The sequence below is a fragment of the Scandinavium lactucae genome, assembly GCF_033843265.1.
GTDB classification, from domain to species: Bacteria; Pseudomonadota; Gammaproteobacteria; order Enterobacterales; family Enterobacteriaceae; genus Scandinavium; species Scandinavium lactucae.
In genome coordinates this window covers 360,606-375,394 of sequence record NZ_JAWXRD010000040.1, presented here as the reverse complement: position 1 = coordinate 375,394, position 14,789 = coordinate 360,606, and the positions used below count along the sequence as shown (strand labels likewise).

Sequence of the window (14,789 nt, the reverse complement as noted above, 5' to 3'; positions counted from 1 at the left end):
TTGAAAATCTATACAGAAAAGTTAATGAATTTTTAAGCCTGGATCGCTATGTTAACTTCCTCACGTTTTTTCCCGGGATTTACAACGATGCGAGATAAATACTCGAGCCTGCAAATTGGCATTCACTGGCTGGTTTTTCTGCTGGTGGTTATTACGTACGCAGCAATGGAGCTGCGCGGTTTCTTCCCGCGCGAGTACCGCCCCATCTTCAATATGGTGCACGTCTCTGGCGGAATTTCGATTCTGATACTGATGGTTACACGCCTACTGGTGCGCCTTAAGCAGCCTGCACCGCCTATCGTTCCGAAGCCAAAGCCGTGGATGACCGGGATGGCGCATTTAGGGCATCTGATTATCTTTGTGCTGTTTATCGTGCTGCCTGTCCTGGGGCTGGTGATGATGTACAACCGGGGCAATCCGTGGATGGCGTTCGGTATCATTATGCCGTATGCATCGGTGGCGAATTTCGAGTTAGCAGATAACCTGAAGGAATACCACGAGCTGCTGGCCAATATTGGCTACTACGTGATTGGTCTGCACGCGCTGGCGGCGCTGATGCACCATTATCTGTGGAAAGACAATACGCTGCTGCGCATGATGCCGCGTAAGAAATAAGCCGTGTTTGCCGGGGGGCGCTGCGCTTACCCGGCCTCTGTTTTATTGCCGGAAAACTTAATGGCCCGGCATCGATTTACGGATCGCGCTCAGCAGCGTCTGCGCCCCGGTCGACAACTGGGCATCCACCCGGGTTAAAATCCCAATCGGTTCACCCGCGCCCTGGGTCGGCACCGGCAGTGCCACCAGCGTGCCATGACGTAAATCGTCTTTTACCGCGCCCGATGGTACAAACCACACGTAGTCAAAATCGACCGTCAACTGGCGCGACAGCGACGCCGACAATGTTTCTATACAGCCTGCCGGAATTTTGCACCCTTGACTCAGCAACAGTGCTTCCGCATTTTGACGCGGAATGGTGCCTTTCGGCGAGACCACCACCGGCCACTCCATCACTTTGCTCAGGGTCACCGTCTCCTGCAACAGCGGATGATTCGGGCGCACCACCAGTTTCAGCGATTCGAGGAACAGCAGTTCGTAGTTCAGGCCGCTCATCAGCTCCGGATCGGACATCCGGCCAATGCCTAAGTCAATCTCTCCGGATTTCAGCCCCGCCAGCAGCATGGTGTTATTCATGGTGGCGACCTGCAAGGTGATGTCTTTTTGCTGCTGATGGAATTGACCAATGACCGCCGGAAGAATGCCCAGCGCGGCGGTAGGCAGGGCACCGATGCGCACCACATCGCTGCTGATGCCTTCTTTACGGCTCAACGCTTGCCCGGCGGTATTCAGCGCGTCGAGCACTTTTACCGCGTGGCTCAGGAACTGTTCACCGACCAGCGTGAGCTGTGCGCCCAGACGCCCGCGATTGAATAGTCGGGTGCCGGTAAGCTGCTCAAGCTCATTGAGGGTTTTCGACAGCGCAGGCTGACTGAGGTTAAGCGTTTCCGCCGCGCGCCCCAGCGTTCCCTGTTGAGCGACGGCGACGAAGGTATGCAAATGGCGCAAGCGAATGCGCTGACTGAAGAGACCGTTTTTTTCCATAACCGGATGTTAAAGACAGAGCGCAGCGCGTTACAAGACAACTTGTTTAAATTTGATAACTTGCTAGCAAAATATCATTAACATATTGGTTGATTGTGTCACATGTGGTTATGGATGGTGGCAGTTGAAAATCCCGAAGACATGCGCCGCCGGGAAAGGTAAGCGTTTAGAGATCGAAGAATACCGTTTCAGCGTCTCCCTGAAGATGAATGTCAAACCGGTACACCACCTCATTATCGCGCTGCTCGCGCTGGCCGATTAAGGTTTTCCGCCGCACTTCCCATTCAATCAGATTCAGCACCGGATCGCGCTGATTAGCGTCCTGTTCATCAGAGAAGTACATCCGGGTATTGAGGCCGATGTTGATCCCGCGCGCGACAATCCACAGGTTGACGTGCGGGGCCATCACGCGCCCGTCACGGCCCACGACCGCACCGGGTTTGATGGTTTCAAACCGCCAGACACCGGAGTCGAAATCGGAACAGCTGCGTCCCCAGCCACGGAAATCGGTATCGAGGCTTTTCTCCTGCTGTTGATCGGCAGGGTGGTTATAGCGCCCCGCGGCGTTGGCCTGCCAGATTTCGAGCAGGACATCGCGCACCGGGGTGCCGGAGCCGTCAAACACCCGGCCTTCAATGGTGATGCGCTCACCTTCGGTGTGACTGTTGGTCAGCACCGGGCCGAAATTTTTCTCGAAGATGTGAAAGCCTGCGGCATCGGGTGCCAGGCCAATATGAACATACGGCCCGGCAGTTTGTGAGGCAGTTTCAGCTAAGTAGTCTTTCATCGGGCGGCTCCCTGGGTGCGATTTTCAAACAGCGTGGCGCGACTGCCGCGCAGCACCAGGTCGAAACGGTAGGCCAGGCAATCCAGCGGTACCGCCGCGTGGGTGTCGAGTTCGGCAATCAGGGTGCGAATCGCGTCGTCGTTATTAATGGTTTTAACGATCGGACACTGTTTAATCAGCGGGTCGCCTTCAAAATACATCTGGGTAATCAGACGCTGGGCAAAGGCTTCTCCCGACAGCGAGAAGTGGATGTGCGACGGTCGCCAGTCGCTGGCCTGATTACGCCACGGGTAAGGGCCGGGTTTGATGGTACGGAAAACGTAATAGCCGTTTTCATCGGTCAGCACCCGACCACAGCCGCCAAAATTCGGATCGACCGGGGCCAGATACTGGTCTTTCTTATGCCGATAGCGACCGCCTGCGTTAGCCTGCCACACCTCCACCAGGGTGTTTTTCATCGGACGACCGAAGCCGTCGCGGACATAACCGTGGACGATAATGCGTTCGCCAATCGGCAAGCCGTCTTTGGCGTAATTGAGGATCAGGTCATTATCCTGCGGGCCGAGATCGTCCCGGCTAAATACCGGGCCGGTTATCTCCGACAGTGAGTTCTGCAATGAGATAAGCGCATTGCGCGGTGAACGCAGCACGCTGGTTTTATAACCGGGTGCAAAGGCGGGCGGGTGATTGTTGTAATCGCGATGCACCACTTCACGTGGTGTCCATTTTTCGTTCATAGGGCGCTCCGGGTCAGAGGACGGCTTATTGTTGTGATATCACCACCTGGAGTGTGTGTAATCATATTGTTAATTTAAAGTGAATTTATACGGCTTTTTGCATAACAACAGGTTATAAACCGCACCAAAACAGGGCTTAAAGCCAGAGGTTATCCGCGATCACAATTCGGAAATTCTTCCTCCCGGCCGCAAATGGCTTATGTACACTCCAGGTAATATTCACTGGAGACATGACATCATGGCGAACACCATCACGGCTGATGAGATTCGGGAAAACTTTTCGCAGGCTATGTCAGCGATGTACCAGCAGGAAGTTCCGCAGTACGGCACGCTACTGGAACTGGTGGCAGATGTGAACCTGGCAGTGCTGGAACATAACCCGCACCTGCATGAACAACTGGCCAACGCCGACGAACTGGCGCGCCTCAACGTTGAGCGTCATGGCGCGATCCGTGTCGGTTCGGCAGATGAACTGGCCACGCTGCGCCGCATGTTTGCGATTATGGGGATGTACCCGGTCAGCTATTACGATCTCTCGCAGGCGGGGGTGCCTGTGCATTCCACCGCGTTTCGTCCGGTGGAAGACGCGGCCCTGGCGCGCAACCCGTTCCGGGTGTTTACTTCCCTGCTACGTCTGGAGCTGATCGACAACCTCGAGCTGCGTGATAAAGCCGCTGAGATTCTGGCGAAGCGCGATATCTTCACCACGCGCTGCCGTGAGTTGATTGACCATTATGATGCGCAGGGCGCATTGACGGCGGCCGAGGCAAAAGAGTTTGTCACTGAAGCGCTGGAAACCTTCCGCTGGCATAGTCACGCCACGGTCGAGCAGGAAACCTACCTCGCGCTGCATAACGAACACCGCCTGATTGCCGACGTGGTATGTTTCCCCGGCTGTCACATCAACCATCTCACCCCGCGCACGCTGGACATCGACCGCGTTCAGCAGCTGATGCCGGAATATGGCATTGAGCCGAAAGTCCTGATCGAAGGTCCGCCGCGCCGTGAGGTGCCGATTTTGCTGCGCCAGACCAGTTTCAAAGCGCTGGAAGAGCCGGTGCTGTTTGCCGAAGAGCATCGCGGGACGCATACCGCGCGTTTCGGTGAAATCGAACAGCGCGGTGTGGCGCTCACGCCGAAAGGGCGCGCGCTGTATGATGCGCTGCTGACCGAAGCAGGCACCGGTAAGGACAATCTCAGCCATCAGCAGCATCTGTCGGAGATGTTCAAAGCCTTCCCGGACAGCGAAATGTTCCTCCGCCGCCAGGCGCTGGCCTATTTCCGCTACCGTCTGACCCCAGCGGGTGAGTCGCACCGCCAGGCGTTTCGCCCCGGGGATGATCCCCAGCCGTTAATCGAGCGCGGATGGCTGGTGGCCCAGCCGATCACCTATGAGGATTTCCTTCCGGTGAGCGCGGCGGGTATTTTCCAGTCCAATCTCGGGAATGAAACCCAGGCCAGAAGCCACGGCAATGCCAGCAAAGCCGCGTTTGAGAAAGCGCTCGGTTGCCCGGTACTGGATGAGTTCGAGCTGTATCAGGCTGCCGAAGACCGCAGTAAACGGCGCTGCGGGTTGCTGTAAGCGGGCCTGAAATAACAAGGTGTCTTAGAGTAGGCCCGGCACGTTTCACGCCGCCGGGCGCTTCAGAACGCATTCTTAGATGAGGGTGATGTTTTGCGCCAGAATAACCCGGTCGCCTGCGGCGGGCAGGTTCAGCAGTTCGGTGCCCAGCAACTGGTTCTGACAAAACATCAGTGTGCCGCTCAATGGAGCAAAATCGAGTCGGCTATGCTCTGCCTGTAAGTTGAGTATGTCCGTCCGGCTGTTATTCGCCGGATTTCCTACAACAACCTCGCAGGTGTAAAGGCGCGATGCATGGATGGAAAGCGACGGCGAGGAAAAGGTTGCCGGGGTAGCGCTCACGCCGCCGTAAAATTCACATCGTGAGAAAGACAGCGACTTGCCCGCCAGCGTATGCCCATTTACCCCGCGAAAAATCGTGTCACTAAAGCTCACCGGAGACACAACGCTGTTGTCGACCAGCGTGCTGCCATCGTCGGGTAACGTGAAGCTGCATTGCTGGATAAGATTTGCCCGTACCGATCGCGATGAGCTTTGCGTGATGCGCAATATACCGTCACTGCTACATCCGGTCATCCTTAGGCCATCGGCATTCACCCACAGCATCCCTGAGCCGGGAATGGTCTTGTTGGTCACCACCACCACATCATCCAGCGTCAGATCGCTAACCCCGACGCGAGCCACAAACCACGGACACACGTGTTTACTCACATGAATACGCCGGGCGCTGTTTCCCCAGGTGACACCCGAGTTGGCAAACGTCATCAGCCCTGAATTTCCGGCGTAGGTCAGGTCATGCTCATACTGCCCATGCGTGACAAACGGGCCTTTCTCTGCGCTCTGTCCATCGGCATGGCAGTTCTCCACCCGGCAGTAGGCCGAGGCGGTAAAATCATTCAGGTGTCTGGCGTTGGACACGTGGCAGTCGCGGATATCGCCATACAGGCAGTAGATCTGCTGAGTCAGATAACCCGCGCCGCCCCAGGCGGTGTCCGGCGGATTGAGCAGGGAACACTGTTCGGTAATGTAGTGCGTATTCCAGCGGCGCATAATTACCGGCCAGAATGACCCCCGTGGAGTGAATGCCGAAGACATTCGCCCGCACGGCGTACTCAAACGCCAGCGGGTGACTGCCGGTCACCTGGTCACTGCCCGCCCCGGTAAACCGTAGCGATCTGACGGTAACATCCTGAACGGGTTCCACCCGCTGCCAGGAGATGACCCGCCCGGGGTTAAGCGTCCAGCCATTGGTATAGCTGACCTGGATATGATGTTCGTCCGTTATCGCCGTGACCTGCACCAGTTTCTGGAGCTCGCGGGCCGCCGCTCCTCCGGAGATATCAGATTTCACGGCATACCACTCGCCGACCTTAAAGTGGTTGCTGTCATCCACCGGAAAGATATCCGTTAGCTCCAGCAACGGTTCAGTCAGTGTGATCTGACTTATTTCGGTATCCAGCGAGCCCTGGAAAAAGAGGACCGCGGCGAAGGGATCGTTTACCGGGGCGGGTTCAATATCACGGGTGGACAGATGGAAGGACTGGAAATCAAGGGTGATGCCGGAACGCTGAAAGCGATGTCGTCGACGAAACCACAGATCACTGTAGGCACGAATGTCGGTTACCGTCGGATCATTGACCAGTGCCTCAAGCGCGTCATCGGCCGGGACGGTATCGTCCAGAATACCAAACATTCTGAAATCACCGGTACCGCCGTGAGACAGTCGCCAGTACCCGGCGTGATGATGCAGGGACGTGATAATCGTACCGCCATTATCCTCCCGGGGCGTTCCAGTTTGCCAGGTGTACCATCCGCCACCGCCATCGCCGGAATGGTAATACCCGCTAACATAGACGGCGTCTGTGCTCTCTGGATTGAGATGCCTTAACTCTTCCACTGAAAATACGGTGACTTTCATTTTCACTCCTTTTTCACCTTCGCGAACTGCGAAGGTAGATTAAGTGATCAAATATAGTTCCTCTGTTCGGTCATGCGATGACTGTTTACACTGGGATAAATGCAGATGAAGGAAGCGAACGATGCATAATCCCTCCACGCCGTTAGTGCAGACGCAGCAGGGTTCCCTGCTGGGGCTGGCCGAAGACGATATCCATATTTGGCGCGGCATTCCCTTTGCCGCACCGCCCGTCGGCGCGTTGCGCTGGCGTTCCCCTCAACCCGTTGCGCGGTGGACGGGCGTGCGCGAGGCGCAGACCTTTTCAGCGGCCAGCTGGCAAAACATCGACTACTGCCGCGAGTTAGGTGGCGGCGATCCAGGCCGGTTTTCCGAAGACTGTCTGTATCTCAACGTTTGGGCACCCGCCGTGCGCACACAGCCGCTGCCGGTAATGGTCTGGCTGCACGGGGGCGGGTTTACCATTGGTGCGGGGAGCTTGCCGCCGTACGACGGACAGCAGCTTGCCAAACGCGGGGTTATCGTGGTGACGGTCAATTATCGCCTCGGACATCTCGGCTGCTTTGCCCATCCGGCGCTGGCGGGCGAGGAGGGCGAGCGTGTGTGCAATTTCGGCTTGCTGGATCAGATAGCAGCCCTGAAGTGGGTGCAGGACAATATCGCCGCATTCGGCGGTGATAGTGACAACGTCACGTTATTCGGTGAATCGGCAGGCGCACGCAGCGTGCTGTCATTACTCGCCTCACCAAAAGCCAACGGGCTGTTTCATAAAGCGATTATTCAGAGTGGTTATACCTTGCCGGATACGCCGCTGGATGCCGCCCTGGCGCAGGGCGAAGCCCTTGCTGCTCATTTTGGCTTGAGCAATCCTACCGCAGAACAGCTCCGCGCGTTGCCTGCCGATGCGTTCTGGCCATTGGAAGGCTCGCTTAAACCCGGCCCGGTTCCGGTATGCGGTGATGCCGTGTTACCCCACCCGATGCTGGAAACGTTTTTCACTGCCCGACAGCATCCGCTCCCGATGATGGTTGGCTCCAACAGCGATGAGGCCAGCGTGATGGCGGTATTTGGCGTTGACCTCGCCGGACAAATTCAAAAGCTACGCCAGGAGCGTCGTTTGGGGTTAGGGCTGATTAAGCTGCTGTATCCGGGCGTGAAGGGCGATGCAGAACTGGGGCGTCAGGTATGTCGCGATATGGCCTTCACCACGCTCGGGTATGTGGTGATGCAGGCGCAGCAGCGCATCGGGCAACCGTGCTGGCGCTACTGGTTTGACTATGTGGCAGAGGCCGAGCATCAGACCTATTTAAACGGGGCATGGCACGGGAACGAAGTGCCGTATGTTTTCGATACGCTAAGCCAGGTGGAACCGACGCGAGATTACGTTAATGAAAACGACCTGGCCTTTTCCTCACAGGTGGCAGACTACTGGGTGAATTTCGCCCGCCATGCGAGCGCAGATGATGACACGTTGCCCGGCCCGGTTCGCTGGCCCGCCTCCGTCAAAGGGCGCGATCGGCTGCTGCGCATCGGCCTGAACAAGCTGCGTGGATTTAAAGTGGAGAATCGGTTTATGCGCGCCCGGCTGGCGCTGTTTCGCCGCGTAATGCGCCATCATGTGACGCTGGATTAAGCAGGCCATCACGGAACTGGGTCAGGCCGATCGCTTTGGCCGACACTTCGCGTACCACCAGCCGATAGCTGGCCCCGGTTTTGACGCTCAGTGCGTAAGGCCGCACCAGGCGGCCGCTGAGCAAATCCTCTTCAACCAGCGTTTCATCGGCGATTGCCACCCCAAAACCTTGCAACGCAGCGGTGATCGCCAGATCCATGGTATCGAAGTGCTGATTCTTATGCATCGCGGCGGGTAGCGGGTCTGGCAGTTGCGCCAGCCACAGCGACCAGTCGGTTTTATCGCGGGTTGGATGTAAAAACGTCATCCCGGCAAACAGGGTGTTGTCCGCCAGACGATGGCTGACCACCGGGGTTAGCGACTCTTCAAACAGCAGATCCCCAGCGTTCATGTGGGGGCCAAACACTATCGCGGCATCGAACGGCTCGGTTTTGAAATTGACCGTATGCTCGGTGGTGGTGGTCAGGGCAATCTGCATTTCCGGGAAGCGCTGCTCAATCTCAACCAGGCGCGGCACCAGCCAGCGCATCGCGCAGGTCGGGGCTTTCAGGCGCACTACCGTTTGCTGCTGGCGCGCCTGTTCCGCCACCATCAGCATCTGATTAAACGAGGTCATCAGCTCCGGGTACAACGCGCTGCCCTGAGGGGACAAACGCAGGCCGCGCGCCAGTCGTTCAAACAGCGGGAAACCGAACCACGCCTCAAGGGTCGCAATCTTGCGGCTCACTGCGCCCTGCGTCAGGCACAGCTCTTTGGCGGCGTGGGTCAGATTGAGATGACGGGCGGTCACCAGAAAGGTTTCTATGGCGTTTAGCGGCAACGGCCTACGTGACATGCTGGCTCCAGCTATGCAATTTGGTCATGGCGAGTATGACACAGCGCTACAGCTCGATAAACGGCAATCGCCGACGGGAATGTGCCGCCGGATGCGACACCGCACTGGCGATGTTTTCGCCTATTTCCGCGCAGACGGTAATCCCCTGGATAAACGGCCTGTCGTGCATCAGGTAAGGCAGGGCCGCAAAGGCGACACGCCCGCGCACGCTCGGCGGTTCAAGCAGAGTGTAATCGTCGGCGATGTCCGGGAAATCCTCGCCGTGCGCCTCCAGCTGTTGGCGAAATCTCGGGAACGGTAAGTCCTTAATTTTGAGCGCTTTTTGTCCTCTGGCATCAATAAAGGTATCAAAGGCAAAATCGCCATGCTCACTGGAGATAACCGTCTTGCCTGGCTGGACGTCCATGGTGTAATCGCTGCCAAGGGCGTGCAGACTGAGGATCCCCGCTTCGCGTAGCGCCATTAATCGACGAATTGATTCCGACGGAATAGCGGTGTAGTTGTCGATAAACACCCGGCCCAACCCGGAGGTAAAGCGCTGGCGATCGTGTTCCGTTAGATGTGGCACTATCTCCTCAACCACTTCATGCAGCCGCAGAATGGTGTAGCGCCAACCTACCGTATGTTTATCGCGCTTGTTGCGTTCTACCTCACGCAGATTCGCCTGCACCCAGTGCCAGGGGTTATGCTTTTTACGATCGGCAAACCAGGCCGCGGAAAAGGTGTCCGCGGTGAGCGTTCGCAGGGCGACTTTTTCACTCCAGGCGGGATCAGCGAGTTCAAGCTCCTGCTTGATGAGGGCAAAAACGCGGTCGAGCAATTCCGCGCTACCGGCGGCAATTTCACGTTCGATCGCCGGGTCCGTCACCACCTGTAGCGGTTCGTACGGAATAGGGCAGTAGAAGTCTGCTTCCGGCAAAATGCCCGAGCGGGACAATAGCGAGATTTTTAGCGCCTGACTGTTCTTATCGAGCGTGAACTGCACGTTGTCATCGGTTTCGGTAAAGTGCCCATGCTGCACCACGACCGCCATCGCGGCGTCAATTGCGCTCAATGACAGACCCATGATGCCGACGTTACCGGCCTTAATATCGGCCTCAATCAGGCCAGACCACGGGCTTGGGAAGAAGGCGCGGGGGAAATGCTCTTCATCAGGCCAGACGTGGCCAGTGGCGAGTACCGCCAAATCGAATTGTTCTTCTGCTTGTTCACCACTCACCCATAGCCTCACGCCTTGCGGGGTGACCTGAAGATCGGTCACTTCGGAGGACTCATGCACGTCAAGGGTAAAGCCGTGCTGTTTCGCGCGTGCCACGAGGCGCAAGAACTGATCACGGAAAAACTCTCCGAGCAAAATGCGCGGCAGAAATTGCCGGTTATGCAGGGATGCTTTTTCGACGCCATATCGTGCCAGATGTGTCTCGGGCTGGTCTTCCAGCCATTCAAGATAGGTGGAAAAGATCGGCGGAATTTCAATACTGGCAATGTTAGCCAGCATCATTCGCGAGTTATCTTCATCGGCATAAGGCATGCCGACTCCGGCCTCATCACCCTGCTCGTAAAGCGACAGCGCGACCGGCGTCTGGTTTTTAAGAATAGAGAAGAGTGTGTAAATGCCGGTAGGCCCGGTGCCGATGATGGCTATTTTTTTCATAGTGAATACCTGTTGTTATCTGCACCAAGTCTAGTACGGGATTCCAGCTATGCAATTTCCTCATGGCTAGTATGACAACAATTCGATTGTCGCTGCGGATGGCTTTATGTTGAATAGTTATGCATATTTACTGAGAAAGGATTGACGATGACTCTGCGTTCACCGGTGAAAACCCGCACCAAGCTGCCCGACGTGGGTACGACTATCTTTACCGTGATTGGCCAGCTATCTTCTCAGCATAACGCCATTAACCTTTCCCAGGGCGCGCCGAACTTTGCCTGCGACGCGCGCTTAGTGCAGGGCGTGACCCGCGCGATGGAAGAGGGACACAATCAGTATGCCCCGATGACCGGGTTGCAGGCCCTGAAAAACCGTATCGCGGATAAAATCGCCGATCTGTACGGGGCGCGGTATGACGCCGATAATGAAATTTTAATCACCGCCAGCGCCAGCCAGGGGCTCTATTCTGCGATAAGCGGGCTGGTGCATCCGGGCGATGAAGTTATCTATTTTGAACCGTCGTTCGACAGCTATGCGCCGATAGTGCGTTTGCAAGGCGCTACCCCGATCGCCATCAAGCTGACGGTGCCGGATTTCACCGTGAACTGGGATGAAGTCCGCGCCGCTATTACCTCGCGTACACGGATGATTATCATCAACACACCGCATAACCCGAGCGGGAAAGTGTTCGATGCCAACGATTTACAGCAGCTGGCGGCCCTGACGCATAACACCGATATCGTGATCCTTTCCGACGAAGTATATGAGCACGTGGTGTTCGACGGTCAGCCGCATCACGGGATGGCGACCCATCCCCAGCTGGTCGAGCGTAGCGTGATTATTTCGTCGTTCGGCAAAACCTATCATGTCACCGGCTGGCGGGTGGGCTACTGCGTGGCCCCGGCGGAGCTGATGGACGAGATCTGCAAAGTGCATCAATTTTTGATGTTCTCTGCTGATACCCCCATGCAGTATGCCTTTGCGGAGCACATGACTGACCCGCAGACGTGGCTGTCGCTGGCGGCGTTTTATCAGCGCAAACGCGATCTGCTGCAATCGCTGCTGGCGGAGTCGCCGTTCCGTCTGCTGCCGAGCCAGGGCTCGTTCTTCCTGCTGGCGGAATACAGCCATTTCAGCGACGAAAGCGACAGTGAGATAGTAAAGCGCTTGATTATTGATCACGGTGTGGCGACCATTCCGCTGTCGGCGTTCTACACCGATGGCACGGATAACAAACTGATCCGCCTCTCTTTTGCCAAAGATGAGGCGACATTACGGGCAGGCGCTGCGGCCCTGTGTCAGGTTAAACCACGTTAAGGGGCGTTGGCGATGAAACTGAAAGCATTGATTCTGGGCATGGGCCTGATTTGCTCTGTCTCTTCCTTTGCCGCAGGCGAACTGCGTTTTGGCGTGGAGGCAGAATATCCGCCGTTTGAAAGCCGCAACGCGGCAGGCGAGCTGCAAGGATTTGATATTGATTTGGGCAATGCCATCTGTCAGGCGGCGGCGCTGAAATGCAGTTGGGTTGAAAGTTCGTTTGATTCGCTCATCCCGGGGCTGGTAGCGAAGAAATTTGATGCCATTAACTCGGCGATGAACATCACCGAACAGCGTCGCAAGAGCATCGATTTTACCCAACCAATCTATCGAATCCCTTCGCAGTTAGTGGGCAAAGAAGGCAGCGGGATGCAGGCCACGTCGGAAGGGTTGCAGGGTAAAACCATCGGCGTGTTGCAGGGTTCTATTCAGGAAACCTACGCCAAAGAGCATTGGGAAAAGCACGGCGTGACCGTGGTGTCGTATAAAGATCAGAATATGGCGTGGGCCGATTTGCTCAATGGTCGTATCGACGCCTCGCTGGTGATGTCTGCCGCCGGGCAGGCCGGATTCCTTAGCAAGCCGCAGGGCAAGGGCTTCGGCTTTATCGGTAAACCGGTCGCCGACGACACCATTCTCGGCAGTGGGATTGGGTTCGGCCTGCGTAAAGGCGATGCGGAACAGAAGAAAAAGCTCGACGCCGCCATCGATAAAGTGCGTGCCGATGGCACCATCACCAAGCTGGCAGCGACGTATTTCCCAGGAATTGACGTCAGCGTAAAATAACCCATTCATGTCTTATTATAGCCCCGGCAGTGGTGTCGCTCGCCGGGGCTCTTTGTTTGTATCGGTTTACGCTTTTTTACAGCCCGATTCAGTCACTTCCGATCGCAAAAATTTATTTCCCGGTTTGCGCGGATTTTGCACGCCGAACAATTGGATTATCAGCGTTTTTTGTCTAGAGTGGGCGACTTCTTAGCGAAGTCGACAATCACAGAAGGACGCTGACGCAGGCATGAACCGCAGACACTTTATTAAATCTTCAATGGCTGTAGCCGCGGTAAGCGCTACAACCGGAGTTGCCTCTCTGTTTTCAAAAGCCGCGCTGGCTGACGATTCGTCGATTGCCGACGGACAAACGCGCCGTTTTGATTATTCCGTACTGCAATCCATGGCGCGTGATTTAGCCACCCAGCCGTGGGGCGGCGCGCCGAAGGACTTGCCGAAAACCCTGGCAGAACTGACTCCGCAGGCCTACAACAGCATTCAGTATGATGCCTCGCAGTCGCTGTGGAACAACATCGACGATCGTAAACTGGATATTCAGTTTTTCCACGTCGGGATGGGCTTCCGTCGCCGGGTGCGCATGTTCTCGCTGGATTCTGCCTCTCAGCAGGCTCGTGAAATTCACTTCCGCCCGGAGCTGTTCAAATATAACGACGCGGGCGTGGACACCAAACAGCTGGAAGGGCAGACCGATCTCGGTTTTGCCGGGTTCCGCACCTTTAAAGCCCCTGAACTGGCGCGTCGCGATATTGTGTCGTTCCTTGGCGCAAGCTACTTCCGCGCGGTCGACAGCACCTATCAGTACGGCCTGTCCGCTCGCGGTCTGGCGGTGGATACCTTCACCGACACGCCGGAAGAATTCCCGGACTTTACGTCATTCTGGTTCGAAACCGTAAAACCGGGTGCGACGGTGTTTACTGTGTACGCGCTACTCGACAGCCCGAGCGTGACCGGAGCCTACAAGTTCACCGTGAACTGTCAGGAAACCCAGGTGATCATGGATGTGGAAAACCACATCTTCGCGCGCAAAGATATCAAGCAGCTCGGTATCGCGCCGATGACCAGCATGTTCAGCTGCGGCAATAACGAACGCCGCATGTGTGACACCATTCATCCGCAAATCCACGATTCCGATCGTCTGGCGATGTGGCGCGGCAACGGGGAGTGGGTCTGCCGTCCGCTGAATAATCCGCAGAAGCTGCAGTTCAATGCCTTCCAGGATAAGAACCCGCGTGGCTTTGGTCTACTCCAGCTCGATCGCGATTTCAGCCACTATCAGGACGTGATGGGCTGGTACAACAAGCGTCCAAGCCTGTGGGTAGAGCCGCGTAATCAGTGGGGCGAAGGGGCGGTGTCGTTGATGGAAATCCCGACCACCGGTGAAACGCTGGATAATATTGTCTGCTTCTGGCAGCCAAAGAAAGCGGTGAAGGCAGGCGACGAGCTGGACTTTAAGTATCGCCTGTACTGGGCCGCGCAGCCGCCGGTGCGCTCTCCGCTGGCCCGCGTGATGGCCACCCGGACTGGAATGGGCGGTTTCCCGGAAGGTTGGGCTCCAGGCGAGCACTATCCGGAAAAATGGGCGCGTCGTTTTGCGATTGATTTCGTCGGGGGCGATCTGAAGGCGGCTGCGCCGAAGGGCATCGAGCCGGTCATCACACTCTCTAACGGCGAAGCGAAGCAGGTGGAAATCCTGTACGTTGAACCGTTCGACGGCTACCGCATTCTGTTCGACTGGTATCCGACCAACGATTCCACCGATCCGGTGGAGATGCGTATGTTCCTGCGCTGTCAGGGCGATGCCATTAGTGAAACCTGGCTGTATCAGTATTTCCCGCCCGCGCCAGATAAGCGTAACTACGTTGATGACCGCGTGATGAAGTAAGTGGTGAATGGCACGGGCCCCTTGTGGGCCCGTGCCAGCACCGCGCCGCCGGGCGACAC

General features: G+C 56.5%; 13 protein-coding genes. 6 read left to right on the top strand and 7 right to left on the bottom strand.

Going from position 1 to position 14,789, the window contains the following annotated elements; translation table 11 throughout:
* The first annotated feature begins 87 nt into the window (after window positions 1–87).
* Entirely contained in the window at window positions 88–615 is a 528-nt protein-coding gene (gene cybB, locus SIK69_RS19435; RefSeq protein ID WP_319630217.1) for a cytochrome b561, read from the top strand.
* A gap of 57 nt (window positions 616–672) precedes the next feature.
* On the opposite strand, the gene SIK69_RS19430 is transcribed toward cybB, so the two are convergent.
* The 3 genes from SIK69_RS19430 to pcaH all read right to left on the bottom strand — a co-directional run bounded on the left by SIK69_RS19430 (window position 673) and on the right by pcaH (window position 3,123).
* Complete coding sequence (locus SIK69_RS19430) at window positions 673–1,599, bottom strand: LysR substrate-binding domain-containing protein (protein ID WP_319786846.1); 927 nt, start codon at window positions 1,597–1,599, stop codon at window positions 673–675.
* Window positions 1,600–1,765: 166 nt separating this feature from the next.
* Complete coding sequence (gene pcaG / locus SIK69_RS19425; RefSeq protein ID WP_319630219.1) at window positions 1,766–2,386, bottom strand: protocatechuate 3,4-dioxygenase subunit alpha; 621 nt, start codon at window positions 2,384–2,386, stop codon at window positions 1,766–1,768.
* Complete coding sequence (gene pcaH / locus SIK69_RS19420; protein WP_319630220.1) at window positions 2,383–3,123, bottom strand: protocatechuate 3,4-dioxygenase subunit beta; 741 nt, start codon at window positions 3,121–3,123, stop codon at window positions 2,383–2,385. The genes pcaG and pcaH overlap by 4 nt, the downstream gene beginning before the upstream one ends.
* A gap of 238 nt (window positions 3,124–3,361) precedes the next feature.
* On the opposite strand from pcaH, the gene hglS reads away from it, so the two are divergent.
* Window positions 3,362–4,705, top strand: coding sequence for a 2-oxoadipate dioxygenase/decarboxylase HglS (hglS, locus tag SIK69_RS19415; RefSeq protein ID WP_319786845.1), 1,344 nt, complete (start codon window positions 3,362–3,364; stop codon window positions 4,703–4,705).
* A gap of 75 nt (window positions 4,706–4,780) precedes the next feature.
* Here the strand turns inward: hglS and SIK69_RS19410 are convergent, their stop codons facing one another.
* Window positions 4,781–5,623: a hypothetical protein gene (locus tag SIK69_RS19410; protein ID WP_319786844.1), complete on the bottom strand. Its 843-nt coding sequence runs from the start codon at window positions 5,621–5,623 to the stop codon at window positions 4,781–4,783.
* Entirely contained in the window at window positions 5,598–6,623 is a 1,026-nt protein-coding gene (locus tag SIK69_RS19405; protein ID WP_319786843.1) for a putative phage tail protein, read from the bottom strand. Before SIK69_RS19405 ends, SIK69_RS19410 begins: the two co-directional genes overlap by 26 nt.
* Window positions 6,624–6,744: 121 nt before the next feature.
* Between SIK69_RS19405 and SIK69_RS19400 the strand changes: the two genes are divergently transcribed.
* Window positions 6,745–8,253 carry a carboxylesterase/lipase family protein gene (locus SIK69_RS19400; protein ID WP_319786842.1) on the top strand — a complete coding sequence of 503 codons (1,509 nt, stop codon included), beginning with the start codon at window positions 6,745–6,747 and terminating at the stop codon, window positions 8,251–8,253.
* Here the strand turns inward: SIK69_RS19400 and SIK69_RS19395 are convergent.
* Complete coding sequence (locus tag SIK69_RS19395; RefSeq protein ID WP_319630224.1) at window positions 8,192–9,088, bottom strand: LysR family transcriptional regulator; 897 nt, start codon at window positions 9,086–9,088, stop codon at window positions 8,192–8,194. The genes SIK69_RS19400 and SIK69_RS19395 overlap by 62 nt on opposite strands.
* A gap of 46 nt (window positions 9,089–9,134) precedes the next feature.
* Window positions 9,135–10,742 carry an FAD-NAD(P)-binding protein gene (locus tag SIK69_RS19390; protein WP_319786841.1) on the bottom strand — a complete coding sequence of 536 codons (1,608 nt, stop codon included), beginning with the start codon at window positions 10,740–10,742 and terminating at the stop codon, window positions 9,135–9,137.
* Window positions 10,743–10,889: 147 nt separating this feature from the next.
* Between SIK69_RS19390 and SIK69_RS19385 the strand changes: the two genes are divergently transcribed.
* From SIK69_RS19385 to SIK69_RS19375, 3 genes are all read left to right on the top strand, one after another.
* Entirely contained in the window at window positions 10,890–12,059 is a 1,170-nt protein-coding gene (locus SIK69_RS19385) for a pyridoxal phosphate-dependent aminotransferase (RefSeq protein ID WP_319786839.1), read from the top strand.
* A 12-nt stretch (window positions 12,060–12,071) separates the two neighbouring features.
* On the top strand, window positions 12,072–12,845 hold the full coding sequence (locus tag SIK69_RS19380) for an ABC transporter substrate-binding protein (RefSeq protein WP_319786837.1): 774 nt from the start codon (window positions 12,072–12,074) through the stop codon (window positions 12,843–12,845).
* A 229-nt stretch (window positions 12,846–13,074) separates the two neighbouring features.
* Window positions 13,075–14,730: a glucan biosynthesis protein D gene (locus SIK69_RS19375; protein WP_319630228.1), complete on the top strand. Its 1,656-nt coding sequence runs from the start codon at window positions 13,075–13,077 to the stop codon at window positions 14,728–14,730.
* Window positions 14,731–14,789 lie beyond the last annotated feature (59 nt).

Bases quoted from the DNA above. Each gene is read 5' to 3' on its own strand.
- SIK69_RS19400 (WP_319786842.1), top strand. From the start codon at position 6,745: ATGCATAATCCCTCCACGCCGTTAGTGCAGACGCAGCAGGGTTCCCTG.
- SIK69_RS19405 (WP_319786843.1), bottom strand. From the start codon at position 6,623: ATGAAAGTCACCGTATTTTCAGTGGAAGAGTTAAGGCATCTCAATCCA.
- SIK69_RS19380 (WP_319786837.1), top strand. From the start codon at position 12,072: ATGAAACTGAAAGCATTGATTCTGGGCATGGGCCTGATTTGCTCTGTC.
- pcaG (WP_319630219.1), bottom strand. From the start codon at position 2,386: ATGAAAGACTACTTAGCTGAAACTGCCTCACAAACTGCCGGGCCGTAT.
- pcaH (WP_319630220.1), bottom strand. From the start codon at position 3,123: ATGAACGAAAAATGGACACCACGTGAAGTGGTGCATCGCGATTACAAC.
- SIK69_RS19395 (WP_319630224.1), bottom strand. From the start codon at position 9,088: ATGTCACGTAGGCCGTTGCCGCTAAACGCCATAGAAACCTTTCTGGTG.
- cybB (WP_319630217.1), top strand. From the start codon at position 88: ATGCGAGATAAATACTCGAGCCTGCAAATTGGCATTCACTGGCTGGTT.
- SIK69_RS19385 (WP_319786839.1), top strand. From the start codon at position 10,890: ATGACTCTGCGTTCACCGGTGAAAACCCGCACCAAGCTGCCCGACGTG.
- SIK69_RS19430 (WP_319786846.1), bottom strand. From the start codon at position 1,599: ATGGAAAAAAACGGTCTCTTCAGTCAGCGCATTCGCTTGCGCCATTTG.
- SIK69_RS19390 (WP_319786841.1), bottom strand. From the start codon at position 10,742: ATGAAAAAAATAGCCATCATCGGCACCGGGCCTACCGGCATTTACACA.
- hglS (WP_319786845.1), top strand. From the start codon at position 3,362: ATGGCGAACACCATCACGGCTGATGAGATTCGGGAAAACTTTTCGCAG.
- SIK69_RS19375 (WP_319630228.1), top strand. From the start codon at position 13,075: ATGAACCGCAGACACTTTATTAAATCTTCAATGGCTGTAGCCGCGGTA.